Raw genomic sequence first — 24,417 nt, 5'->3', positions numbered from 1 at the left:
CTCAGGCTGCCGCGCCGAGGGTGTCGGAGACTCGTTTTCGTGCTGCTCTGGCAGCGGGCGGTACGGCCAGGGCGGCGGCTCCCAGGACGGCGGCTGCGCCAGTGGCGAGGAGCAGTGGTGCTGAGGGCGAGTGGGCGATGCCGGCGCCGATGCCGCTGGAGTTGCCCTGTGCGTTGATGAGCTGGTGGGCCAGCGGCAGTCCCAGGGCGGTGGCGGCGATGGTGGCCAGGAGGACCGTGGTGGTCGTCGTGGTGACCATCGTGGCGGTGATCTGGCGGGTGGACATGCCCATCGCCCGGAGGGCGAGTACGTCGTGCTCGGTCTCGCGGACGGTCCCGCTGATGGTGGTGAGGAGTTCGACGAGGCCGATGAGGGCGAGTACGGCGATCAGCGCGGCGATGACTCCGCGCAGGGGTGACAGACCGTCGGCGGGGTTGGTGATGGGGTGGCTGTCCAGATGCCCGTGGCTTGCCTTGGCGAGGCGGGTGGCGACGTGCTGTGGGGTGGTGTGCGAGGTGAGGCGCAGCTGGTAGAAGGCGGGGGACAGCCGGGGGTCGTTGGCGCGCAGGGTGTCCAGCGAGGTGGTGACGACCCGGCCGGCGTTCTGCGGTTCGATGCTGCGGCCGACGATGTGCAGGATCTGAGGTTGCTCGCCCACGGTCATCCGCACCCAGTCACCCACACGCACATGCAGCAGATCGAGCAGGCCCTGGCCGGCTACGGCCTCGTCCGGTCCGTGGGCGGGCCTGCCCTCGGCGAGCGCGTAGGGGTAGGGCTGGGTGCGGGTGCCGAGGCCGCGCAGGGCGATGGTCGCGGTCTGACCCGGTACGAGGGCGGCGACTTCGACACCCGGGTAGGCCCGCGCGATACCGGGGTCGGCCGCGAGCAGGGCCCGTACCTTCTGGTCGGTGAGGGTGCCGTCCGGCCGGACGGTGAGTGCGGCGGGCAGCCCTGCTTGCTGTGGGTTGCGGTGGAGCTGGTCGATGGTGGTCCACGCGCCGAGGGCCACCACGATCAGCGCGAGGGGGAGGGTGAGGCGGGCGAGAGTGGTGAGCGGCCGGCCACGCCCCGCCAGTGCCTTGTGGCAGCCCAGGACCAGCGCGGCCGGCAGCCGCAGGCCCAGTGCCTGCCGGGCGAGAAGGCTCAGGCCCTTGCCCGCGGGAGCTGCCGGGCGGGGGAGGGGGACGGGAGGGACACGCCCGGCCCGCCAGGCGGCCAGTCCCGTGGTGAGACCGATGAAGGCCACGGTGCAGGTGGCCACCGTAGCGGTGGTCACCGTGTGCGCGGGCAGCCCTTGCCAGACGCTGACGGCGTCGCCGAGCCTGCCGGGTATACGGCGGCCGAGGCTCTCGGTGAGCACGGTGGCGGTGATCGCGCCGAGCACGGCGTACGCGAGGTGCTGGAGCAGGAAGATCCGTACGACCTCGGCGGGTGTGAAGCCGATGGCCTTGAGGATGGAGATGTCGCGGAGATGACCACGGATGCGGGTGCTGATCGCCCCGTGGACGGCGAGTCCGGCGGCGGCGAGGGCGCCGAGCCCGAACAGGCCGAGGACCTGGCCCAGCAGCCGGTTCTCGCCCTGCGCCTCGGCCCGCGCCTGCTGCCAGGTGGAGACCTCGCCGACCGTGCCCGCGCCCAGCAGGGTCACGGCGCGTTGTACCGCGTAGTCGGTGTCGCCGGAGTCGTCGAGCCGCAGTCCGGTGACCTGGCCGCCCGGGGCGCGCAGAGCCGACGGCAGGACCCAGATCAGTCCGGGCTGTTCGCCCGGGCTGTAAGGGGGTTCGGCGCTGTCGGCGATGCCCTCGACGGTCAGAGTGCGCTTCGTCCCCGGCAGCGTGAGCGTGTCTCCGGGCTCGGCCAGCAAGGCTCGGGCGAGCCCGCTCTCCAGAACCACGCCGTCCGGCTGTGCCGCGTCGAGCCACTGGCCGGCGGTGAGCAACGGCCGGCCCACGGACGGCAGGCGCGCGGTGCCGCGCAGTTCCACGGAGGCACGCATGCCCCGGGAGGCGACGGTGGCGGCCTGCGTCGGGTAGGGGCCGGCGACGGCCTGCACCCCGTCCAGCCGGGTCAGGCGGCCGGCGTCGGCCGAAGCGAGGGTGTGGATCCACACGTGGGCACCGCGTGCCTGGGTGAAGGTGCGTTGCCAGGGGTTCGTGGCGTAGCCGAAGAGGGCGGCGGCCAGCAGGAGCGAGGCGACGATGCCGGCGGCGGCGAGGGTGAGGAACAACGCCTCGCCGCGGTGGGTACGCAGGTCGGAATGCGCCCAGCGCAAGGTGGCACGCACGGATTCGCCTCGGGTGGGGACGGGGTCGGTGGAGCGGGGACGCACCGCGATCAGTCCCTGAGCTCCAGCACGCCCGACGTCCCGGGCTTGCGGGAGGGCGTGCCGTCCAGTGCGGCGTCGTCGGCTATGCGGCCGTCGTAGAAGCTGATCACCCGGTCGGCGGCGCTCGCCAGGCGGGCGTCGTGGGTGACCAGGACGATGCTCTGGCCACGCCCGTGGAAGCGGCTCAGCAGGCGCATCACCTCGCGGGTGCCCTTGCTGTCGAGGCTGCCGGCCGGCTCGTCCGCGAGGAGCAGTGGCGGATGGTTGATCAGGGCCCGGGCGAGCGCGACGCGCTGCTGCTCGCCGCCGGACAGTTCGCCCGGCAGGCTGCGTTCCTTGCCGTCGAGACCGAGTTCGCCCAGGAGCGACGCACACTCCGCGTGGGCTCGCCTGGGCGGGACGCCGGCGAGCAGGGCGGGCAGTTCGACGTTGTCGGCGACCGACAGGTTCGACACCAGGTTGAAGAACTGGAAGACGATCCCGATCGCGCGTCGACGCTCCACCGCCCAGCGCGCCTCGCTGAAGGAGTCGGTGCACCGGCCGTCGAGCCAGATGCTGCCCTCGTCGGGGCGCTGCAGACCACCGAGCAGGTGCAGCAGCGTCGACTTGCCCGCCCCCGACGGTCCGGTGATCGCCACGAACTCGCCCCGGGCCACGGACAGGTCGACGCCGCGCACGGCATGCGCGGGTGCGCCCTCGCCGTGGTGGGTCTTCACCAGTCCCTCGGCGCGCAGCACGGGAGGCCGGCTGTCGCTCACTGCAGCTCCTCCAGTTCTTCCTGGCACCGCTCCAGCCAGTCCAGGTCTGCCTGAAGGTGCAGCATGGCGCCCTCGATGAGCAGTTGGGCGATTCGGTTGTCCCGGTCCTCGGCCGCGGCCAGCTTCGACAGGCTGCGCATGGTGTTGAGGTACTGGCGTCGCTGTTTGTTGATGAGGGCGATCTGGTCGGCGAGACCCGTCTGCGGGGCGAGTGCCAGCTTCATGAAGAACTCGTCCCGCACCCGGGGCTCGTCCTCGGGTTCGTCGAACCAGGCGCGCAGCGCGTTTCGCCCGGAGTCGGTGAGGTGGTAGACCTTTTTGTTCGGTCGGCTGGACTGCTCGATGTCCTCGCCCTCGATGAGCCCTTGCTTCTCGAGGCGGCCAAGGGTCACGTAGATCTGGCCGACGTTGGGCTGAGGGTACGCGGAGCCCAGCAGTTGCTCAAGTTCCTGCTTCAGCTCGTAGCCGTGGGCCGGGCCGCGCGCGAGGAGTGCCAGGAGGGCTTGGCGCACTATCCTCTTCCTCCCCTCCGGTCAATGTACTCCTGGCCCTAGTATCGCTCATATATAACAGGTATACATGCTCTGACGCAGGGCGAGGGTGCCCGGCGCCGGGTGTGCAAGGAGGAACCTATGCGGTGGATGCGTGCCGCCGGTAGGGGCCTTCTCGCACTCGCCGTCGTTGCGAGCGCTTACGCGGCCCCCGGGGCGCGTGCCGGTGAGTGCGACACGTGCGGCCGCGGTCCGCTGACCCTGGCCACCGCCGGCGACCTCACCGGTTATCTGGGCCCGCTGTTGCAGGGCTGGAACCGCACCCACCCCGCCGAGAAGGTCACCCTGGTCGAGCTGCCGGACTCCGCCGACGAGACACACGCGCAGATGACCACCGACCTGCGCGGCGGTGACCGGGGCCGGTTCGACGTCCTCAACATCGACGTCAACTGGACCTCGGAGTTCGCCGCGGCCGGCTGGATACGACCGCTGCCGCCCAGCCGCTTCCCGCTCAGGACCTTCCTGCCGCCGGTCGTGGACACCGCCACCTACGACGGGCGGCTGTACGCGGTCCCGTACGTCACCAACGCCGGACTGCTGCTGTACCGCAAGGACGTCCTGGCCGAGGAGGGCGTCCCGCCCCCGCGTACCTGGGCCGAGCTGGAGCACGACGCGAAGACCATCGCGCCCCGGCACGGCCTCGGCGGCTACGCGGGCCAGCTGCTGCCCTATGAGGGCCTGACCGTGAACGCGGCCGAGGCGGTCTACTCGGCGGGCGGCACGATCCTCGGCGACGAGGGCACCCGCGTCACCGTCGACTCAGACGCCGCCCGCGAGGGCATCGGGTTCCTCGCCCGCGGAATCCGCGAGGGCTGGATTCCGAAGGCGGCCCTGACGTACAAGGAAGAGGAGTCCAAACAGGCGTTCCAGGACGGCCACCTGCTCTTCCTGCGCAACTGGCCCTACGCCTACGCCGTGGCCTCGGCCAAGGGCTCCAAGGTCGCCGGCCGGATCGGCGCCGTCCCCCTGCCCGGACCGAACGGGCCGGGCAAGAGCGTTCTCGGCGGTTCCAATCTCGCTGTCAACACGCATGCCCGGCACCCCGATTCGGCGGCGAGGCTGATCGCCTATCTCACCAGCGAGCATGTCCAGCGCGAGGTGCTCACACGCGGCTCACTGCCCCCGGTGCGTGCCGACCTCTACGAAGACCCCGCGCTCATCGCACGGTTCCCCTATCTGCCGACTCTGCGTGCCGCCGTCCTCACGGCCGCCCCACGCCCCAAGAGTTCGCGTTACGACCAGGTCAGCCTGGTCGTGCAGGCGGTCGTCCATGACGCGTTGACCGGGCAGGAGACGCCTGCGGCTGCGGTGCGACGTCTCGCACGCGAACTCGACGCCGTCGCCCGCCGCTAGTTACACGTTAGGTAACGCTGGCGTCTCATCTGGCTGCACAATGTCCAGATTCCTACCCGTATTTTCCCGTGACTCGACGGTAGCTTTCGTTCTTCTTATTGACACTCTCGCGACGCAGCTACTTAACATGTATGCATAACTGCTGCCCTACATAGAGAACAGGTCAATGGGTTGAACAGGCACCACTGGTGGCGCGACGCCGTGATCTACCAGGTGTATGTCCGCAGCTTCCTGGACAGCACCGGAGACGGCATCGGGGATCTGGCCGGCGTCAGGGCCGGACTGCCGTACCTGAAGAAGCTGGGCGTGGACGGGATCTGGCTGAGCCCCTTCTACCCCTCGCCCCAGCACGACCACGGCTACGACGTCGCCGACTACCGCGACGTGGATCCGCTCTTCGGGGATCTCGCCGAGTTCGATCTACTGATGACGGCCGCCCGGCGACTCGGCGTCAAGGTCCTCCTGGACATCGTCCCCAACCACTGTTCCAGCGAACACCGTTGGTTCCGTGAGGCACTGCAGAGCCCGCCGGGCAGCCCGGCCCGCGCCCGCTTCCACTTCGCCGACGGCCGCGGCCCGGGCGGCGACGAGCCGCCCAACAACTGGCAGGCCATGTTCGGCGGCCCCGCCTGGACCCGCGTCACGGAGGCGGACGGCCGCCCCGGCCAGTGGTACCTGCACATGTTCACGCCCGAACAGCCCGACTGGAACTGGCGCAACCCCGAGATACCCGACGAGTTCGACCGCATCCTGCGGTTCTGGCTGGACCGGGGCGTGGACGGCTTCCGTATCGACGTCGCCGCCGGCCTGTACAAGCACCCCGAACTCCCCGACTCCGACGACCCGGAGGCCGACGCCCGCACCCGCGACTCGGTCAACCCGCTCGCCTGGAACCAGCCCGAGGTGCACGACGTCTGGCGGCACTGGCGCGCGGTGTGCGAGGAGTACACGGCCCGCGACGGCCGCGAGCGTCTCCTGGTCGGCGAGGTCTCCGTGCCCACCGCCCGCGAACACGCCCGCTACGTCCGGCCCGACGAACTCCACCAGGCCTTCTTCTTCGACCTGCTCGGCGCCCCCTGGGACGCGGACGCCTTCCGCAAGGTCATCCACGAGGCGATGGAAGACATCGCCGGCACCGGCTCCACGGTCACCTGGGTCCTCAACAACCACGACCAGGTCCGCACCGTCACCCGCTACGGCGAACCCGCGCCCGAGGGCAGCGGCCTGGGCCCGGCCCGCGCCCGCGCCGCCGCGCTGCTGATGCTGGCGCTGCCCGGGGCGGCGTACATCTACCAGGGCGAGGAACTGGGCCTGCCCGAGGTCGTCGACCTGCCCGACGACGTCCTCACCGACCCGATCTTCCGCCGCACCGGAAGTCGTGCCCGCATCCGCGACGGATGCCGGGTACCACTGCCCTGGTCCGGGCAGGCCTCCCCGTTCGGCTTCACCTCAGGTATGGAGGGCGCCAAACCCTGGCTTCCGCAGCCCGAGTACTTCGCCCAGTACGCCACCGACCGCGCCCTGGCCGACACCCGCTCCTTCTGGCACCTGTACCGCGACGGCCTCCAACTGCGCTCCTCCCTGCCCCAGTTGGGTGAGGGCACGCTGCGCTGGCTCACCACCACGCCGGGCGTCCTCGCCTTCGTCCGCGGCGACGGCCTGGTCTGCGCCGTCAACTTCACCACGAACCCCACGCCCGCACCGGTCTCCGGCACCCCGCTGCTGTCCAGCGGGCCCTGCCCGGCCGGAGTGCTGCCCGGCTCGACCGCGGCCTGGTGGCTGGGCGACGACACCGACACCTGAACCCCACCGACACCTGAACTCCCCCGTCAACGGAACTCCACCGTCAACCTGCACTCCCTCGAAGGGACATCAACGATGATGCGACGACGTACCACCCTGCTCACCGGCTGCATCGCCGTCACCCTGGCACTCGGCGCGACCGCCTGCGGCGGCAATACCCCCACCGCCGGCGGCGGAGACAAGGGGCTCAGCGGGCAGACGGTCACGGTGGCCGGCGTCTGGTCCGGCAGCGAGCAGAAGAACTTCCAGAAGGTGCTGGACGCGTTCAGCGCGAAGACCGGCGCCAAGACCCAGTTCGTGTCCACCGGCGACAACGTCTCCACGGTCGTCGGCAGCAAGATCGAGGGCGGCAACGCGCCCGACGTCGTGATGGTCCCGCAGGTCGGCGTCCTCCAGCAGTTCGCGAAGCAGGGCTGGCTCAAGCCCCTGTCCGCGACCGCCCAGCAGACGATCACCGCCGACTACGCGCCCGTGTGGAAGTCGTACGGCAGTGTCGACGGCACCCTCTACGGCCTCTACTTCAAGGCCGCCCACAAGTCGACCGTCTGGTACAGCCCCGCCGCCCTCACCCAGGCCGGCGTCCAGCCGCCGAAGACCTACGACGAGATGCTCAAGGTCGGCCACACCATCTCCGACTCCGGCCTCGCCGCCTTCGCGGTCGCCGGGCAGGACGGATGGACCCTGACCGACTGGTTCGAGAACATCTACCTCTCCGAGGCCGGCGCCGAGAAGTACGACGCCCTCGCCGCCCACAAGCTGAAGTGGACCGACCCCAGTGTGGTCCAGGCGCTCACCACGCTCGGCAAGCTCTTCAAGGACAAGCAGCTGATAGCGGGCGGGCAGAAGGGGGCCCTCAACACCGACTTCCCGGGCTCGGTGGAGAAGGTGTTCGGGCCCAAGCCCGAGGCAGGCATGGTCTACGAGGGCGACTTCGTCGCCGGTGTCGCCCATGACCAGTTCCAGAAGACCATCGGCAAGGACGCCAACTTCTTCCCCTTCCCGGCGGTCGGCGGCGGCACGGCGCCGGTGGTCAGCGGCGGCGACGCGGCCGTCGTCCTCAAGGACGCCAAGAACTCCAAGGCCGGCATGAAGCTCCTGGAGTACCTGGCGACGCCGGAGGCGGCAGCCGTGTGGGCGAAGGCGGGCGGCTTCCTGTCCCCGAACAAGAAGCTCGACCCCGCCTCCTACGGTGACGACGTCACCCGCGCCACGGCCAAGTCCCTCGTCTCCGCCGGGGATTCGAACTCGGTCCGCTTCGACATGTCCGACCAGGCACCGGCCGCCTTCGGCGGCACCAAGGGTGCCGGCGAGTGGAAGCTCCTGCAGGACTTCCTGCGCGACCCGTCCGACCCCAAGGGCACCGCGGCAAAGCTGGAATCCGCGGCGGCCAAGGCCTACCAGGGCTGAGCGGACACCATGACCTCCACCACCGTCGCCTCGCGGCGGACCGGACGCCCGCATGCCGATCACGCGGCACGCGGGCGCCGGGTCCGCCGGCGCGCCCGGCTGATCGCCCTGCTCTTCGTCCTGCCCGCCCTGCTCCTGCTCGGCGCGCTCGTCGTCTACCCGGTGCTCTTCTCCGTCGGCCGCAGCTTCTTCGACGCCTCCGGCACCCGTTTCGTCGGCGGCGACAACTACACCGAGATGTTCCGCGACCCGGCCACACTCAAAGCCATCCGCAACACCGCCATCTGGGTGGTCGTGGCCCCGACCCTGCTCACCGGGCTCGGACTGATCCTCGCCGTCCTGGTCGAGAAGGTCCGCTGGGCCACCGCCTTCAAACTCCTGCTGTTCATGCCGATGGCCGTGTCCTTCCTCGCCGCCGGCATCATCTTCCGCCTCGCCTACGACGAGAACCCGGACAAGGGTGTCCTCAACGCCGCCATCGTCTCCGTCCACGACGCCTTCGACGGAACCTCGTCCTACCCGACCGCCAGGGCACGCCTGGGCCAGGGACTGACCCAGACGCACGACGGGGCCTATATCACGACCGGGAGCGTCTCGCCCGGTGACCCGGTGACCCTGCCGATCGTCGGCGTCCTGCCCAAGGACCTGCCCAAGAACGCCTCACCCGCCTACCCGGCCGCCACCCGAAAGGCCGCCTCCGGCGAGCTCGGCGGCGTGGTCTACCTGGACTTCACCCCCGGCGGGGGCGGCAAACAGGGCGCGGTCGACCCCAAGGAGTCCGGCCTTCCCGGCATGACCGTCGAAGCGGTGCGCGACGGCAAGACGGTCGCGAGCACGACGACCGCCGCCGACGGATCCTTCCGTCTCGCGAAACTCTCCACCGGCCCCTACCAGGTGAAGCTGCCCGCATCGAACTTCGCCCCGCCCTACCAGGGCATCTCCTGGCTCGGACCGGCCCTCGTCACGCCGGCCATCATCGGCGCCTACCTGTGGATCTGGACCGGCTTCGCGATGGTCCTGATCGGCGCGGGCCTGTCGACCCTGCCCCGCGACGCGCTGGAGGCGGCCCGCATCGACGGCGCGAACGAATGGCAGATCTTTCGGCGCATCACCGTCCCGCTGCTGGCCCCCGTCCTGACGGTCGTCTTCATCACGCTCGTCATCAACGTGATGAAGGTCTTCGACCTCGTCTACATCATCGCGCCGGGGCCGGTGCAGGAGGACGCCACCGTCCTCGCCACCCAGATGTGGCTGGTGTCCTTCGGCGGAGGCAACAACCAGGGCCTCGGCAGTGCCCTCGGCGTACTCCTCCTGCTCCTGGTGATCCCCGCGATGGTCTTCAACGTCCGCAGGTTCCGAAGGAGTCAACGATGAACGCGATCAGGCGCGGCCTGGGCAACGGCCTGGTCCAGATCTTCCTCGTAGTGATCGGCCTGGTCTGGCTCACCCCCCTTGCGGGCCTCTTCCTGTCCTCGCTGCGCTCCGCCCAGGACACGGCCAAGGGCGGCTGGTGGACGACCCTGGCCGACCCCGGCCAGCTCTCCCTCAGCAACTACAGCGCGCTGCTGAAGAACTCGGGCATGACCCAGGCCTTCTGGAACACCGTGCTGATCTCGGTGCCGGCCACCACCCTGGTCGTCGTCATCGCCGCACTCGCCGGATACGCCTTCGCCTGGCTGGACTTCCCCTTCCGCGAACCACTCTTCCTCCTGGTGGTGGCCCTGCTCGTCGTCCCGGTCCAGATCGGCCTGCTCCCGGTGGCCAAACTCTTCGGACAACTCGGCCTGTTCGGCACCATCCCCGGAGTCGTCCTCTTCCACGTCGCCTACGGCCTGCCGTTCGCGGTGTTCCTGCTGCGCAACTACTTCGCCGAAATGCCCAAGGAAATGCTGGAAGCCGCACGCATGGACGGCGGCACCGAATGGCGGATCTTCACCCGCCTGATCCTGCCTCTCGGTCGGCCCGCCATCGCCAGCCTCGCCATCTTCCAGTTCTTGTGGGTCTGGAACGACATGCTGGTCGCCCTGCTCTTCGCGGACAGCTCCAGCCAGCCTCTCACCGTGGAACTCCAGTCCCAGATCCGCCAGTTCGGCAGCAACATCGACGTCCTGGCCCCCGGAGCATTCCTCTCCCTGGTCGTCCCCGTGGTGGTGTTCTTCGCCTTCCAGCGGCACTTCGTGCAGGGAGTCATGGCCGGATCAGTCAAGTGACCAAGGAGAAAAACGCTCGCACCGGTCGCTGAGGGTGTACTGCCTGACCGCGCGTCGGAGCGCGTCGTGACCGGTTGCGGGAGCATCGTGCCGCCCGGGCCCGGGCCTGCCGAAGAGAAGGAGGGTGACGCCACGGCACGCGATTCCCGCACCCCAGCTCAGCGCCCCCTTTCCTCGGCCCACACCTGATCCAAGTACCGGGCCTCCATCAAGGAGGCCCGGCGGTTGAAGCGGCCGTGGACGGAGTCGCCGCGGCGCCGAGCGTCGTCCCCCATAATCAGGACGAGGTGTCAGACCGGGCGAGGGGGCACAGGATATGCGATTGCACATTGACGTCCAGGAGGGGGACTGGGCAGATGTCCGCTACGGCTCGTACGGAGCCGGCTTCTCCTGGACCTTGGACAAGCTGATCAGTTCGGGGGAATTCGATGGCGCCGCGGGGGGCGGTCGATGGCTCGAACTCGACCGGCGTACGCGCCGGGGTACCTTCGAATTCTCCGTGCCCGACAGCGACATGGGCGTCATGACCATCGGCGAACTCACGTCCCACTGCCTGGCCGAGGCCCGCCGTCTCGACGCGGCGCGCCCCGACCCCTCGACGGTCCCGAACTCTGGCTCCCCTGCCTGGACTGCCGACCGGATCATGGACGTGTGGCTCTCCGACTCCGCGACGGATGAGCGGCTTTCCACTGAACTCACCGTGGGCGAGGTCGGGTTGGCCGACGGTGACTTGCTCGTCCTGTCGATCGAGCACCCGGCCGAGGGTGCCTACTCGATGGCCGCCCCGCGAAATCCGGACGAGCTGTTCCGGTGGCTCCAGCTGGCGGAGAACTCCACGGCTCCGGCGGGAGGTCCGCGGCTGTGGGGCGTTCTGCTCTACACCGATGCCGACGTCGAGCTTGCGACCTATGTGCGAACCCACTTCGACGACCTGAACGCGCTGTCCGGACCCGCCACCCGGGTCTTCGTCGTGGAGCGACGCGCCAACTGGTCGAATGCGAAGAAGTACTGGCGCCGCCATCTGGAACCCGAGCTTTACCGGGTCATGTCCACCATGCACTGGCTCCGATGGACACCGTACGACCCGCAAGGCGCCTATGAAGTCGCCGCCCGGCTCGGTCTTGGGCCAGAGCAGCTCCCCTGCCTTGTCTTCTTCCGCTCCCCTCAAGGCCCGCGCGACAATGACAGGAAGATCGTCTTCCCTATCGAGCACACCTCGACGGCCTACTTCCGGTCCCTCTTCGGAGCGATCGATCGGGCTGTCCGTCCGGTCACGGACTCCGTTCAGTCACCGGAAGCCGAAGAGGACCGCCGACGGCTGGCGCGGTACGGGCCCACCTCCGACTACTACAGATATTCCTCGGCCTTCAGGGACACTGCCGAATACGCCCCTGCGCCTGACGCCCTCCAGAACCTCCTGGCCCGCTCCCGTGATGCCGATGCCGATGCGTTCTCCGCCGTCCGCGAGGCCGAGAGGGCGATCAAATCGGCTTTGCGGAAGCTGGTCCCCCCAGCCGTGGGACTCGCAGTCAACAACAGTCTCGTCGTTGTCGCAGGAACCGAAGGAGCCGAAGTGTCCGAGAACTTCTACTTCCAGGGTGAGAACACCACGTTCATCAACCGTCCGCAGGACACCGTCATCAGAGACTTCCAGAACACATACGCCACGACTGCCCGCGCTGACGACCTGATCCAGCTGCTTCGGCTCGTCCTGGCAAGCCGGGACATGGCCGCACCCGACAGGGATACGGCAGCCGGTGTGATCCACGACCTCGCCCGCCTCGGCACGACTCCGGAACCGGATCTGCCGGCCGCAAGGACTCGTCTCGAGCGCCTGCGGACCCTGCTGGCCTCCGGCGCGGACATCGCACAGCCCGCCCTGGCGATCCTCGCATCACTCACGGCCTTCTTCTCGGCCTGACCCTTCAGTTGTAGATCACGGTCCTTGCGGTACTTCTGACGCTGTGTGGGATGCGGGCCGGTCGATGGGTCGTCGTGCGCGGGTGCGGCGGTGGCAGGGGCGGGCGACGGTTTGATGCAGGCGGCGGTAGGCGGACCAGGTGAGACCGTGCCGGATGTGCTCGGCCCGGTCGGGTTGCGGGGGCAGCAGGACGAGCAGGCGTTTGGTCCAGCAGATGCTGCTGATTCCACGGCGCACAGTCGTCGGAGTACTCCGCCGACTGCCAGCCGTTCTTCCGCGAGACCGGCCCCGGCAAGCCCCGCACACACGCCGCAGCCCGCCGCCACGCATCCACCAGCGGGAAGAACCGGCCGACCTCCAGCAGCAGGTCATCCAGCTGCCCGGCCCATTCCTCCGCCCACTCCCGGTCCGACACCGTTACCAAAGCGTGCGGCAACTCGACCTGCATACACGCCAGTTACCAGCCGAGCGAGATCGACGAACTACGACCCGGACCATGATCTACGACTGAAGGGCCTGATACTCCAGATGTAGATCGTGACCCGAGAGAGGCGCGTCGGCGAGGGACGGCCGTCATTCCAGCCACGTTCCGTCGCGCATGATGACTCTCCCGCGTAGTTCGGGCACGCCGCGCCAAGCGCGCACAGTCGTCGGGACTGCGCGTACATACAGAAAGGAACCCTCTTCCACGCGTGGATCCCACCCGAACTTGTCGGCGAACGCCTCCGCTGCGCCTTCGGGTACCTCCTGGTCCGGGAAGCACTCCGCCTCACCCTGGAGGAGCACGACGTCGAAGGTGTCCGGTAGCGACAGGCGCACGCGCGGCTCCTTGCGGACGTTTCGCGCAGTCGCGGAAGTGGCGCTGGTGCACATCCACACTGCCCGCCCATCCCACAAGAACCACAGCGGCACCTGGTGCGGCCCGTGGTCAGGGTGAGCCGTCGACACCCATACATCCCGCTCGGTAACGAGCCGCTCCAGAGCGTCGCGCATACGCTCCGCCGTCCGGCGACGAACGATTCCTGTGGTCTCCATGAGGGCAGACCCTAGCCAAGCAGGCGCGAAGCGCGCCTGAGGCGCAGGACCTACTCCCAGCGACCGATGAACTCCTCAGCTCTTGGCTCGGGGCGACCGACTTCGGTGCTCAGGGCGGCCGGCGGACGTGCGCGGTCACATACCGCGCCGAGGTTGTTTCGGGCGCCGGTATGACATGTGTCATCCGCAGGATGTGCCCCGAGGCACTGCTGGGTCGGCTGCCGACCTTCGTAGACTCCACGTCATGTTCAAATCTCGCAAAGCGGACGGAAATGAATCCTGGGAAGGTGTCGTCACCGACAAGTCCCGGGGCATGCTCGACGGCTCGAACATGTACCACTTCGTCGAGCTCCGTCTTGCCGACGGTGAATCCGTGAAGGTCCGGATCGACAGGGGACTCTGGAAATCGATCGCGGTCGGTGACCGGATCGTCAAGCGGCCGGGCGACGATCCGGTCAAGGGATAGCAGCCCACCGATGCCTGCGTGAACCGATTTTGCCGGTGTGGCGTCCAAATTCCGTGGCCGGTACATCTCCCAGGTGTATGTCAACGCGCCGGACGCGAAGGACATCGATCCAGGCATGGTCAGGCGGGACTGACCGGCCGGAAGACGAAGAGGCCCCGCAGCCGAACGGCAGCGGGGCCCTCGCGTGTGCGGTGTCTACTTGTTGACAAGGCCCGGCCGGGGCTGCCCTGCGGTGAGGCGGCGCCTCAGCCGATGGCTGCGAGCATGGGCTGCACGTCGTAGCCGAGGCGGATGGTGTCGCCGGTTGCGGGGTCGCCCAGTTCCACGCTCCAGCCGTCGGCGAACTGGTCGACGCCGGGGGTCATGGGGATGGTGCCGGAGATCAGGACGGTGCCGGGTGTGAGCGCGTCGCGCAGGCGCAGGGCGTCGACCCAGTAGGCCGGGGCGAGGAGCTCGGCCAGGGTGCCGCTCTGGATCTCGGTGCGTGTGCCGCCGTGGGTGACCCAGGCGCGCAGGGTGAGCTCGTCGATGCGGGACTCCACGTCGGCCAGGCGCCAGGCGCGGCGGGCCAGGACGTCGGGGCCGGCGTTCTTGCTCCAGGCCACGCCGTGCACCTCGAGGTCGCGGTCGGTGTGGTCGCAGGCCGCCGTCAGCAGCAGTTCCCCGCCCTCCGCGACGACGAGCGCCCACTCCGCCTCGCCGGAGGTGCGCCCGTGCTGCACCTGGACGCGGTCGGTCTGCTGGGCGAGGTAGGGGGAGACGGGGTAGAGGGCCGGCGTCACCGACGGGCCCGGCACGCCCAGTTCGGCGAGTTCCGCGACGTGGGCGGCGACGTCCTCCTGGCTGCGTCCGGCGTATCCGGCGTTGAGGACCTGGACGACGTCGACCTCGCGCGTCGATCCGTCGGGTAGTTCGAAGGTCAGCACGGCCATGAGGGCTCCCAGAGATCGCAGGGGACGGCCCGCGGATCGGATTTCTCCGCGGCCCGAGTTCTCGCGCAGGGCTTGCGCATACGACCTGTATACAAGAAGTATGCCGGAAGGTCGATGTCCCCGAGCAAGGATGGGAACCATGCACGACACCCCGCACGACGCCGTGAAGAGCTCCGACAGACAATCGGGCGTGCGCCGCGCCTTCGCCGCGAGCCTGGCCGGCACCTCCCTGGAGTGGTACGACTTCGCCGTCTACTCCGCTGCGGCCGCCCTGGTCTTCGGCGACCTGTTCTTCCCCTCGAAGAACCCGCTCACCGGCACGCTCCTGGCGTTCTCCACCTACGCCGTCGGCTACGTCTCGCGCCCCCTGGGCGGGTTCGTCTTCGGCCGCCTCGGCGACGTCATCGGCCGCAAGAAGGTCCTGATCGCCACCCTCGTCCTGATCGGCGCGGCCACCTTCCTGATCGGCGTCCTTCCGGCGTACTCGACGGCCGGCGTCGCCGCCCCGATCGCCCTGGTCGTGCTGCGCTTCGCCCAGGGCGTCGGCGTAGGCGGCGAATGGGGCGGCGCCGTCCTGCTGTCCAGCGAGTTCGGGGATCCGCGCCGCCGCGGCTTCTACGCCTCCGCCGCACAGGTCGGCCCGCCCGCAGGCAACCTGCTCGCCAACGGCGTCCTCGCCGTCCTCGGCGCCCTGCTGACGGAAGCCCAGTTCGAATCATGGGGCTGGCGCGTGGCCTTCCTGCTCTCCGGCGTCCTCGTCGCGTTCGGCCTGTGGATCCGGGCGAAACTCGAGGAGACCCCGGTGTTCAAGGCGATGGAGGCCGAACACACCCGTCCCGAGGCCCCGATCCGCGAAGTCTTCACCACCCAGCCCCGCGCCCTGCTCGCCGCGATCCTGTGCCGCGTCGGCCCCGACGTCCTGTACGCCATGTTCACCGTCTTCGTCCTGACGTACGCCACCAACGAACTCGGCATGTCCCGCGGCTCCGCCCTCGCCGCCGTCCTCATCGGCTCCTCGCTCCAGGTCTTCCTCATGCCCCTGGCCGGCGCCCTCTCCGACCGGATCAACCGCCGCCTGCTGTACGGCTGCGCCGCCGTGGCCGCCGGAGTGTGGCCCTTCGTGTTCTTCCCGATGGTCCACAGCGGCACCTGGCTGCCACTCGCCACCGGCGTCGTCGTGGGCCTCGTCATCCACTGCTGCCTGTACGGACCCCAGGCCGCCTTCATCGCCGAACAGTTCTCCCCCCGGCTGCGTTACACCGGCTCCTCCCTCGCCTACACCCTGGCCGGGATCATCGGCGGCGCCGTCGCCCCCCTGCTGTTCACCAGCCTGCTCAGCGCCTACGGCACCTGGATACCGCTCGCCGCCTACATCGCCCTCGCCTCGGCGGTCTCCCTCGCAGGCGTCCTTCTCGGACGCGACGCGGAAGCCGCCCTCGACGAGGACACCCGTCTCGCCACCCCGAAGACCCCGACCACAGCCGACGCCCCCTTCCCCGGCTGACCACACTCCCCAACCCCCCACCCCCGCCCTCTTCGAAGGAGGAACCGCACCGTGCGGATCGCCCTGAGCCAGCTCACCACCGGCCCCGACCCCGACAAGAACCTCCGGCTCATCGAGGACTGGACCCGCCGCGCCGCCGACACCGGAGCCCGCGTCGTCGTCTTCCCGGAAGCCTCGATGGCCTGCTTCGGCACCCCCCTCGCCCCGCTCGCCGAACCCCTGGACGGCCCCTGGGCCGACGGCGTACGGCAGATCGCCCGGACGACGGGCACCGTCGTCGTCGCCGGCATGTTCACCCCGGCCCCCGGAGGCCGGGTCACCAACACCCTGCTGGCCACCGGGAACGGCACCGAAGCGGTGTACGACAAGATCCACCTCTACGACGCCTTCGGCTACCGCGAGTCCGACACCGTCACCGCGGGCTCCACCACGACACTGATCGACGTGGACGGCGTACGACTCGGCCTGGCCACCTGCTACGACATCCGATTCCCCGAACTCTTCCGCGCCCACGCCGACGCCGGGGCCACCGCCACCCTCCTCGCCGCCTCCTGGGGCGCCGGAGCGGGCAAACTCGACCAGTGGGAACTGCTGGTCCGCGCCCGCGCCCTGGACGCCACCCTGTGGCTCGCCGCCGTCGACCAGGCCGACCCCGGCACCGAACCGGGCCCCGCGCCCACAGGCATCGGACACAGCCGCATCGTCGGACCCGACGGCACCGTACGGCACGCCCTGGGCGCCGAACCCGGACTGCTCGTCGCCGACCTGGACATCGACGAGGTCACCACAGTCCGCCAGAAGACCTCGGTACTGGCCAACAGGCGCCCAGAACTGTGGCGATGAGAAGCCCGGACCGGAGCCCCACCTCCCCTGCAGACCCTTGAGCATCGGGCCGACACCGCGCTGGCACCGTGCTGCCATCGGCCCGGCACCGAGGAACGCGACCCGTTCGAGACTCCGTGGGAGTCGGCGCGGGTGAACTGCCGGAGCGGGCCGAAGCGCGCCTCGGTGGGGTTGGCCCAGGAGACGCAGGTCGGGGTGAAGCACAGTTCGGCCTTGTGCTTCATCGCCCAGCGGCGGACGTCTGAGTCAAACCGGTGTGCGTCCGGGACGGCAGCGGCGCTGACCGGGTGATCGAGATTCCACCGACGTCCGCCGCCGCTACCAGGGATGGACGAGGACGGTGCCGGCCTTGCCGGGCCGTACCGCGTGCTCCACGGCGGCGGCCAGCTCTCCGAGGCCGTATGCGGCGGCCACGTCGAACTGGTCCGCGAGCGCCAGCGCGATCTGCTTCGCGGTGGCGATGTCGGACGCCCGCCTCTCGGGGGACGCCTCGGACGGCCACCCGCTGACGATGTTCTTGCCCCGCAGCGTCAGGGACTTGCCGACCAGCGTCGATGCATGCACCGAGATCGGCTCCTCGGCGATCATCCCGTAGCTGACCAGCTTCCCGCCCGGCGCCAGGAGGTCCAGAAGAGTTCCCGCCGTCTTCCCCCCGATCGGATCGAGGGCCACGCTCACCGGACGGCCTCCGGCCGCCTTGCGGACGTCGTCGGCCCAGTCCGGATGTTCTGTCGCCACGACCGGTACGTCCGGGAACCGCTTGCGCAACTCGGTGGCGCCGCGCTCGCTGCGGACGATGTTGATGAGGGCGAAGTTGTGGAACTGGGCGACGCCTGTCACCAGCCGCCCGACCGACGAGCCCGCGGCGGTCTGCACCAGGAAGCCGTCGTATCCGAAGGCCGCGTGCTCCTGCGCCTCACGGCGCAGCATCACTGCGGTGAGGGGGTTCACGAGCATCTGTGCGGCGACCTCGTCGGACAATTCGTCCGGTACGGCGACGACCGCTCCGGCATCCGCCACGATCCACTGGGACCACGCCCCCGGCTGGGGGAAGACCGTCACGCGGCCGCCGACCTCGACACCCGGCGCCACGCGCGTTCCCGGGCCGATCGCCTCCACCACACCGGTGGCCTCGATGCCGGGTGTCACCGGATTCACGGCATCCCTGGGGGAGGCCTCGATGGCGTGGAGATCACCAGGGTGTACCGGGAAGGCCGTGGTCCGGATGAGGACTTGGCCGCGCATGGGAACTTCCGGCTCCGGCTCCTCGATGACGGTCAGGACGTCGGCGGGCGGTCCGCCACGGGTGTAGACGACACGCCGGTTCATGGCTCTCCTCCTGCGCGCTGGTACGTGCGGGGCCTGCTGGGGGACATCAGCCGATGTCCTCCAGCGGCAGACGCTGTCTGCCAGGTACACCGTCCAGACGCATCAGCTGCCTGCCTTCACGCAGCCCCCGGTCACGCTCGCACGGTGGGCAATCAGCAGCACAGCCGAATGGGCCGATCGGGTTCTGGGCCGCACGAGGCATTCCTGGCGCCCCACTCTCACCGGGAGCGACCGGGGAGCCGACGCAGGCCGCAAGGGACCGCTGTCGATCGCCTACACCCCTGGTGACTCCGATTCAGACGGAGCTTTCAGCGATCACCTCGGGGTCTTTCGGCAGCACGGTGAACGCCGGGTGCCCTGTGGTGCCGTTGCCCGGTGCGCGGTGTCCTTCGTCGGTGCCGGCCCAGTCAGTTGTGGGTAGGCCGTCGGTTGTGATCCGGTGCGGTGCGGGGTGGTCGTTACCGGACGGGTGCGGGTGCGGGTGCGGGTGCTGCTGCGGGGGCGGGGCGGTCTGGGGCTGGGGTGGTGCGGGGGCCGCCGGGCTCTGTTCGGTGGTGCGGAAGGCCAGCAGGACTGCGGAACCTGCGGCCCACAGGGTGAGCGTCGCCAGCGGGGCGAGGACGTGGGAGCCCCGGAAGTAGCTGAGGTCGGCGATGGTGCGGACGGCGGCGCCGGGGGGCAGCAGCTCCGACAGGGTCCGGGCTCCGCTGGGCATCAGGTTGGTGCCGATGGTCGCGCCGCTGGTGGAGTTGCCGACGGTCAGCAGCAGCAGGGTGGCGAGGGGGATGCCGAGGGGGCCGACGTAGGTGGCCAGAGCCTGCACGCCCAGCACGGTGACGTGGCGGCGGAGTCCGGCCCGGCGGCTTCACTGATGACCCTGCCCACGGCCCTGCGGCTCGACGAGCACGGGGTCATCCAGGCTGAGCCGCGCGGCACGGGATGGCGGCAGGCGGCGTCACTAGCGCTCATAGAGGTCTACCAGGCGCAGTGCACCGACACCCTGCGCCGTTTGAAGTCTTGCCGGAACACCCGCTGCCTGACCGCCTTCTACGACCGCTCCCGCAACAACAGCGGCGTCTGGCACGACGTCCACGTCTGCGGCAACGCGGCCAACCTGCGCAACTATCGTGCGCGCAAGCGGGCCGGCGCAGACCAGGTCTGACAGCCGTCAGCCGTCAGCCGTCAGCCGACATCCGGTCTCCGGCGTGGTCCGCGCCGTCGTGCCCCACTTGTCGGCAACCGAGCCGCCTGGCGCAGCAGGGCAGCCCTCTCCGGTTCGGCCTGGCGGTGAGCCGAGCTGTGCGACGGGACGCATCGTGATGCCGGTCTGATGGTCACGGCGCTGAACATGGCCGTCAGCCGGCGAGCAGCACCTTGAGCGTCGACTCCAAGTGGTGGTCGATGGCGGCGCAGGCGGCCTGGGCGTCACCGGCGGCGAGGGCGTCCACGATGGCCCCGTGCTCCTGGAGCACGGCCTCCTGTCGTCCCTGCTGGTTGAAGAGGGCCACCACGCCGGCACGGACCTGACGGCTGCGCAGGCCGTCGTAGTGCCGGTCCAGGAGCGTGTTGCCGACGGCGGACACCAGCACCGAATGGAACCGGTGATCGACGGCGATGAAGTCGTGGGCCTGGTCGGGGCCGGTGAGTTCGCGCTGCCGCTCCAGCAGGGACCGCAGTTCCTCGACCGGCGCCCGTTCGCCGGAGACGAGCCGCTGGGCGGCGTACCGCTCGACGATGCCCCGCAGCTCCATGAGCTCGCGGATCTCCCGCCCCGTCAAAGGCGCCACCCGGGCACCCCGCTTGGGCACGAGCTCGACCAGGTCCTCGGCCGCGAGCTGCAGCAACGCCTCCCGGATGGGCGTGCGGGAGACACCGATACGGTCGGCGAGCTCCTGCTCCGACAGGAAGGCACCCTGCATCTCGGGATCCGTCAGTACCGTGTCCTTGAGATACGCGTACGCCTTCTCCCGACCGGACGCCACGGCAACCCCCAGACTTCGCATACAACGTGTATACAGACGCTACCATGCGGGCAACCGACACCGGCGGCGACCTGCGCACGAAGCGAGACCGACAAGGCCCCAGAGCCACATTCCGACCGGCAACAGACCGGCAACAGACCTGCAAGGGGCCGACGGCGGCCGCGCCTGACTCGCCGGCTCGTTCCGAGCGCCATGCCGGGTAGCACCACAGTCACCGCTCACACCGATCGCGACATCCACCTCAACCGCGCCGTGGCACCGCCCATCTACCAGACGGCGGCATTCCGGGCCGAGGACGCGCACAGCTTCGCCCAGGCCGCCGTCGACGCGCGGGGCAAGGCCTTCTGCACCCGCTTCGGCAACCCGAACCACGCACAAGTCGCGGCCGTCGTCGCGGAACTGGAGCACACCGAGGCCGCCATGGTCACCGCATCCGGGATGGCCGCACTCACCACCACACCGTGCTGGCCCTGGTGTCCGCCGGAGACCACGTCGTCGGGCAGAGGTCCACCTACGGGGGCACGGACGCCCTTCGCCACGCGAGGCAGGCGTTCGTGGCGGAGGCGCGGAGGGCGCTGAGCGTTGCAACGGGCCCTGCGTAAGACCCGTCGGGCTGCACGTGGCGGCAGTCGCCTCCACGAAAGAGGCACGAACGGGCAGGGTGCTTCACGAACATGCACGACATGTCAAAGGGATGGTCAAGGCTGGCGGGCGGCTGGGTCCGCGGCTGACAGGGTCGCTCCGAACCTTCCAGGCTAGGAGAGATTTTCCGGTGAGACGATTGCTGGCCAGCGTCGCCACGGGCGCCTTCCTTTTGTTGACCGTGCCTGCCGTGCCCTCGGCCGCCGCTGTTGCCACCGAGTTGCCCGCCGCCATCACGTGGGGTGCTTGCACGGATCCGACGCTGGCCCAGGCCGGCGCCGAGTGCGGCACGCTCCAAGTGCCCCTCGATCACGCGGACCTCACCGGCACGCGGATCACCCTCGCGCTGTCGCGCGTGCGACACACGGTGCCGGACAGTCAGTACCGAGGCGTGGTGCTGGCCGCCCCCAATCCGCTGGGCGGCTCCGGGTACACCGACCCGTTGCAGGGCGCCCGGCTGCCCGACGGCGCCGGAGCCGCGTATGACTGGGTGGGGTTCGCCCGGCGCGGCGTCTCCCCGAGCGCCCCCGCACTGACCTGCCGGCCCAACTACTTCGCCTACGACCGGCCGCCTTACGAGCCCGCGTCGGCCGCCGAGGAGCGGGCGTGGCTGGACCTGACCGCGGGATACGCCGAGGCGTGCGACACCGCGAGTCAGTCGGCGCTGCTCGACCACATGAAGGCCACCGACACCGCCGCGGACATCGAGAGCATCCGCGCCGCACTCCGGGTCCGGCAGCTCAACATCTACGCGCACTCCTACGGCACCTACATCGCGCAGGTCTACGCGACGCTCCACCCGGAGCGGATCCGCCGCATGGTGCTCGACAGCAACGTCGACCCGCGTCGCGTCTGGTACGACGCGGCCAACTTCGACCAGGACGTCCGGCTGGAGGAAAACCTGCTGCTCTGGTTCGACTGGCTCGCCGCGCACGATGACGTCTACCACCTCGGCGCCACTCGCGATGCCGTGATCCAGGAGTGGGACAAGCAAGTCGCCGCAGTGTCCGCGACGCCGGCCGGCGGGGTGATAGGCCCCGACGAGTGGGCCGACCTCTTCCTGGTCGCCCCCTACTTCCAGGCGAGTTGGCCGCTGCTGGGGACGGCGTTCTCCGGCTGGGCGCACGGCGGCGACAGCGCGACGCTGAAGGCGCTGTTCGACCAGTTCATGCAGGTCGGCAACGACAACACCTACGCGGCACTGCTCGCGGAGGTGTGCACGGACGCGCCCTGGCCGTCGGACTGGGCGCGGTGGAAGGCGGACACCGAGGCCACCGCGGTCCTGGCACCGTCCACCACCTGGGGCAACACCTGGTTCAACGCGCCCTGCCGGACCTGGGGCGCCAAGGCAGGCGACCCGGTGGACGTGAACGGCTCGAAGGTGGGCAGCGCGCTGCTGATCGACGAGACGCTCGACGCGGCGACGCCGTTCGAGGGCAGCCTCGAAGTGCGGGCGCGGTTCCCGCACTCTGCGCTGATCAGCGTGCCGGGCGGCACCAGCAACGGAGCCACGCCGGGCAGCAACATCTGCGTGGACGCGTCGATCGCCGCCTACCTCACCACTGGCGCGCTGCCGGACCGCACCCCCGGCCGCCACGCGGACCTGGAGTGCGCGGCGTCGCCTCTGCCAGCACCGGCCGGCTGAAAATCGGGCCATGGGTCCGGTCGCCTCCGTCGTCGATCCCACGAAGAAAGGTACGGACCCATGGCCCACCAGTACCCCGTCGTCTCCCTCTCGTCCTGCACCCCAATGGCGCCGGCCGACAGGCGGAGTGCCGCCCCCTGCGGGCCAATGGCGTGGCCACCCGGGTCGACATCCTCGGCGTGACGGCGTGGTCCGTCGCCGACCCCTGCGTACTCAAGCAGATGCTGAACAGCCCCGATGTCTCCAAAGACAGCCGTAGTGGCCCAGGATCTGCCGTTTGGCGGCGCTGAACAGGGTGCCGTTGGTGACGGTCAACGGCTTGTCCGTCATGCCGACCAGGACGAGGCGTCCGCCCGCCCTGTCGAGGGGGCCGCGCGCCAGCAGCGACACCGCCTGCTCGCGCACCGCGTCCGCACCGGCGAAGTCGAAGGCCACATCGATGCCGTGGCCCTCCGTCGCCTCCAGGACACGGGCCTCGAACTGCGGATCGTCCGGAGCCAGCGCCAGATCGGCGCCGAGGGCGAGGGCACGCTCGCGGGCAGCCGACCGCGTCTCACCCTAGAAACTGTCGAGCCACGCGAGGACTGCCTGCTGGTAGAGCTGGGTGTTCGGCGCCAGATTCACATCGTGGCCGAACCCGGGCAGGACGTACGTCTGCAACTGCGCCGACGAGGAGAAGTACGGAGCCTCGGCCGCCGCGAACGTCGCCGATGTGGAGCAGTCGGCTCCCCCGAGGAGCGGACCGCAGAAGAAACGGTCGCCTTGTCCGACAGCGAGCAGGACCGGCACGTCGATGGATCGCGAAACCGGCAGCAGGACGGCTGCCACGTTGTCAGGCGACTCCGTAGCGCTGAACACCGATTTCGTGGCCTCATCGGTCGTGACGACCTGGGGATCAGGGTCGCCCGGGGCGTAGAACAACTCCTCACGGGTTCCCGGCGCGGTGGTCAGATAGCCCGCGTCCAGCCCGTAGTCGGCGAAGCGCGGATCGAGGTTCGCCGGGACCGTGGACGTGAACAAACGAGTGACGTGCGTCGAGACCAGATGGTGGCCGATTCCGGTGAGGAGCACACCATCGACGTCGTGGAACGTGGCCGCTTCCCAGGTGACTATCCCCGAACCGAGCGAATGGCCGCCGGTGATCACGGTGCCGAATGGCCGGCCGCCCACCTGTCCGGCGCGCAGCGCCTGGATCACCTGGTGCACGGCTGTGCCCTGATCGGTCGCGGTGACCGTGGTGCTCAGCGGTTTGGAACTCCGGCCGGTGCCGATGCGGTCCACCGTGAACGTGGCACGCCCCGCCTTGTTCGTCGCCTGCCGGAAGTTGTAGACCTCCGGGTCGTAGGGGAAGTTCCAGTAAGTGGAGTCGTACGAGGCACCGGGCACCAGCACCATGACCGTGCTCGTGTCCTGGGACGGCGTACACAATTCTCCGGCCATGACCAGATCCTGCCCGGCCATGACGACCGGCACGGAGTACTCCTGGCAGTTGGGCGCGGCGACCGCGTTCGCCGGAGCGGCCAAGGCGCCGACGGTCGAACCAGCGAGCAGCGCGGCGACCGCGCAGACGCGAGCGAGCGGTCGATTCAGGGCCCAACTGCGCATGAGATGACTCCGCTGGGGACGTTGAGGGACTGGCGTTCGATACAAAGCATGGGCAACGCACGGCCCTTGAGCGACATCCACAGCAGTCGTCAAATACCGCCTCAT

The 24,417-nt window shown here is 69.6% G+C and carries 21 protein-coding genes and 2 pseudogenes; 12 read left to right on the top strand and 11 right to left on the bottom strand.

Going from position 1 to position 24,417, the window contains the following annotated elements; translation table 11 throughout:
- Nucleotide 1: 1 nt before the first annotated feature.
- Genes ACWD5D_RS19330 through ACWD5D_RS19320 form a run of 3 tightly spaced genes read right to left on the bottom strand, consistent with a single transcriptional unit; the run spans nt 2 to nt 3,596 of the window.
- Nucleotides 2-2,284, bottom strand: a complete 2,283-nt coding sequence (locus ACWD5D_RS19330) for an FtsX-like permease family protein (RefSeq protein WP_451373911.1) — start codon at nt 2,282-2,284, stop codon at nt 2-4.
- A 50-nt stretch (nt 2,285-2,334) separates the two neighbouring features.
- Entirely contained in the window at nt 2,335-3,084 is a 750-nt protein-coding gene (locus tag ACWD5D_RS19325) for an ABC transporter ATP-binding protein (RefSeq protein ID WP_451373910.1), read from the bottom strand.
- A complete protein-coding gene (locus tag ACWD5D_RS19320; protein WP_451373909.1) occupies nt 3,081-3,596 on the bottom strand; it encodes a PadR family transcriptional regulator in 516 nt (171 codons plus the stop codon). Before ACWD5D_RS19320 ends, ACWD5D_RS19325 begins: the two co-directional genes overlap by 4 nt.
- A gap of 120 nt (nt 3,597-3,716) precedes the next feature.
- Between ACWD5D_RS19320 and ACWD5D_RS19315 the strand changes: the two genes are divergently transcribed.
- The 6 genes from ACWD5D_RS19315 (at nt 3,717) to ACWD5D_RS19290 (ending at nt 12,329) form a co-directional block, all read left to right on the top strand.
- Nucleotides 3,717-4,988, top strand: a complete 1,272-nt coding sequence (locus tag ACWD5D_RS19315; RefSeq protein ID WP_451373908.1) for an ABC transporter substrate-binding protein — start codon at nt 3,717-3,719, stop codon at nt 4,986-4,988.
- A 171-nt stretch (nt 4,989-5,159) separates the two neighbouring features.
- Nucleotides 5,160-6,791 (top strand): glycoside hydrolase family 13 protein, encoded by a 1,632-nt coding sequence (locus tag ACWD5D_RS19310; RefSeq protein WP_451373907.1) that lies wholly within the window; start codon nt 5,160-5,162, stop codon nt 6,789-6,791.
- Nucleotides 6,792-6,866: 75 nt separating this feature from the next.
- Complete coding sequence (locus ACWD5D_RS19305; RefSeq protein WP_451373906.1) at nt 6,867-8,198, top strand: ABC transporter substrate-binding protein; 1,332 nt, start codon at nt 6,867-6,869, stop codon at nt 8,196-8,198.
- Nucleotides 8,199-8,207: 9 nt separating this feature from the next.
- Nucleotides 8,208-9,572, top strand: a complete 1,365-nt coding sequence (locus ACWD5D_RS19300; protein WP_451373905.1) for an ABC transporter permease subunit — start codon at nt 8,208-8,210, stop codon at nt 9,570-9,572.
- Nucleotides 9,569-10,408, top strand: coding sequence for a carbohydrate ABC transporter permease (locus ACWD5D_RS19295; protein WP_451373904.1), 840 nt, complete (start codon nt 9,569-9,571; stop codon nt 10,406-10,408). The genes ACWD5D_RS19300 and ACWD5D_RS19295 overlap by 4 nt, the downstream gene beginning before the upstream one ends.
- Nucleotides 10,409-10,724: 316 nt before the next feature.
- On the top strand, nt 10,725-12,329 hold the full coding sequence (locus ACWD5D_RS19290) for a hypothetical protein (protein WP_451373903.1): 1,605 nt from the start codon (nt 10,725-10,727) through the stop codon (nt 12,327-12,329).
- A 573-nt stretch (nt 12,330-12,902) separates the two neighbouring features.
- Here ACWD5D_RS19290 and ACWD5D_RS19285 read toward each other — a convergent pair.
- Nucleotides 12,903-13,364, bottom strand: a complete 462-nt coding sequence (locus ACWD5D_RS19285) for a pyridoxamine 5'-phosphate oxidase family protein (protein WP_451373902.1) — start codon at nt 13,362-13,364, stop codon at nt 12,903-12,905.
- A gap of 244 nt (nt 13,365-13,608) precedes the next feature.
- Between ACWD5D_RS19285 and ACWD5D_RS19280 the strand changes: the two genes are divergently transcribed.
- A complete protein-coding gene (locus ACWD5D_RS19280) occupies nt 13,609-13,830 on the top strand; it encodes a DUF7489 domain-containing protein (protein ID WP_451373901.1) in 222 nt (73 codons plus the stop codon).
- Between the two features lie 245 nt (nt 13,831-14,075).
- On the opposite strand, the gene ACWD5D_RS19275 is transcribed toward ACWD5D_RS19280, so the two are convergent.
- Complete coding sequence (locus ACWD5D_RS19275) at nt 14,076-14,762, bottom strand: DUF2848 domain-containing protein (protein WP_451373900.1); 687 nt, start codon at nt 14,760-14,762, stop codon at nt 14,076-14,078.
- A gap of 139 nt (nt 14,763-14,901) precedes the next feature.
- Here ACWD5D_RS19275 and ACWD5D_RS19270 point away from each other — a divergent pair, with 139 nt between their 5' ends.
- Nucleotides 14,902-16,266 carry an MFS transporter gene (locus ACWD5D_RS19270; protein ID WP_451373899.1) on the top strand — a complete coding sequence of 455 codons (1,365 nt, stop codon included), beginning with the start codon at nt 14,902-14,904 and terminating at the stop codon, nt 16,264-16,266.
- 51 nt (nt 16,267-16,317) lie between these two features.
- On the top strand, nt 16,318-17,109 hold the full coding sequence (locus ACWD5D_RS19265) for a carbon-nitrogen hydrolase family protein (protein ID WP_451373898.1): 792 nt from the start codon (nt 16,318-16,320) through the stop codon (nt 17,107-17,109).
- Nucleotides 17,110-17,225: 116 nt separating this feature from the next.
- On the opposite strand, the pseudogene ACWD5D_RS19260 reads toward ACWD5D_RS19265, so the two are convergent.
- The 3 genes and pseudogenes from ACWD5D_RS19260 to ACWD5D_RS19250 all read right to left on the bottom strand — a co-directional run.
- Nucleotides 17,226-17,351 (bottom strand): annotated as a pseudogene (locus ACWD5D_RS19260) (IS630 family transposase); the annotation flags it as partial.
- 76 nt (nt 17,352-17,427) lie between these two features.
- Complete coding sequence (locus ACWD5D_RS19255; protein WP_451373897.1) at nt 17,428-18,438, bottom strand: zinc-binding dehydrogenase; 1,011 nt, start codon at nt 18,436-18,438, stop codon at nt 17,428-17,430.
- A 295-nt stretch (nt 18,439-18,733) separates the two neighbouring features.
- Entirely contained in the window at nt 18,734-19,261 is a 528-nt protein-coding gene (locus tag ACWD5D_RS19250; RefSeq protein ID WP_451373896.1) for a hypothetical protein, read from the bottom strand.
- 48 nt (nt 19,262-19,309) lie between these two features.
- Here ACWD5D_RS19250 and ACWD5D_RS19245 point away from each other — a divergent pair, with 48 nt between their 5' ends.
- Entirely contained in the window at nt 19,310-19,600 is a 291-nt protein-coding gene (locus ACWD5D_RS19245) for a CGNR zinc finger domain-containing protein (protein WP_451373895.1), read from the top strand.
- Nucleotides 19,601-19,793: 193 nt separating this feature from the next.
- Here ACWD5D_RS19245 and ACWD5D_RS19240 read toward each other — a convergent pair whose 3' ends face one another.
- The gene (locus tag ACWD5D_RS19240; RefSeq protein ID WP_451373970.1) at nt 19,794-20,420 is read right to left on the bottom strand and encodes a GntR family transcriptional regulator; all 627 of its coding nucleotides are present in this window, start codon (nt 20,418-20,420) and stop codon (nt 19,794-19,796) included.
- Between the two features lie 192 nt (nt 20,421-20,612).
- On the opposite strand from ACWD5D_RS19240, the gene ACWD5D_RS19235 reads away from it, so the two are divergent.
- Entirely contained in the window at nt 20,613-20,999 is a 387-nt protein-coding gene (locus tag ACWD5D_RS19235) for a PLP-dependent transferase (protein WP_451373894.1), read from the top strand.
- Between the two features lie 193 nt (nt 21,000-21,192).
- On the top strand, nt 21,193-22,707 hold the full coding sequence (locus tag ACWD5D_RS19230) for an alpha/beta fold hydrolase (protein WP_451373893.1): 1,515 nt from the start codon (nt 21,193-21,195) through the stop codon (nt 22,705-22,707).
- Between the two features lie 252 nt (nt 22,708-22,959).
- Here the strand turns inward: ACWD5D_RS19230 and ACWD5D_RS19225 are convergent.
- Together ACWD5D_RS19225 and ACWD5D_RS19220 are read right to left on the bottom strand one after the other, a co-directional pair.
- Nucleotides 22,960-23,247: pseudogene (locus ACWD5D_RS19225) on the bottom strand (zinc-binding dehydrogenase); the annotation flags it as partial.
- An 18-nt stretch (nt 23,248-23,265) separates the two neighbouring features.
- Nucleotides 23,266-24,312, bottom strand: coding sequence for an alpha/beta hydrolase (locus ACWD5D_RS19220; RefSeq protein WP_451373892.1), 1,047 nt, complete (start codon nt 24,310-24,312; stop codon nt 23,266-23,268).
- Nucleotides 24,313-24,417 lie beyond the last annotated feature (105 nt).

This window comes from Streptomyces sp. NPDC002520 (genome assembly GCF_053595235.1).
The sequence above is the reverse complement of the archived record's forward strand: the minus strand, read 5'-3'. Positions and strand labels throughout refer to the sequence as shown.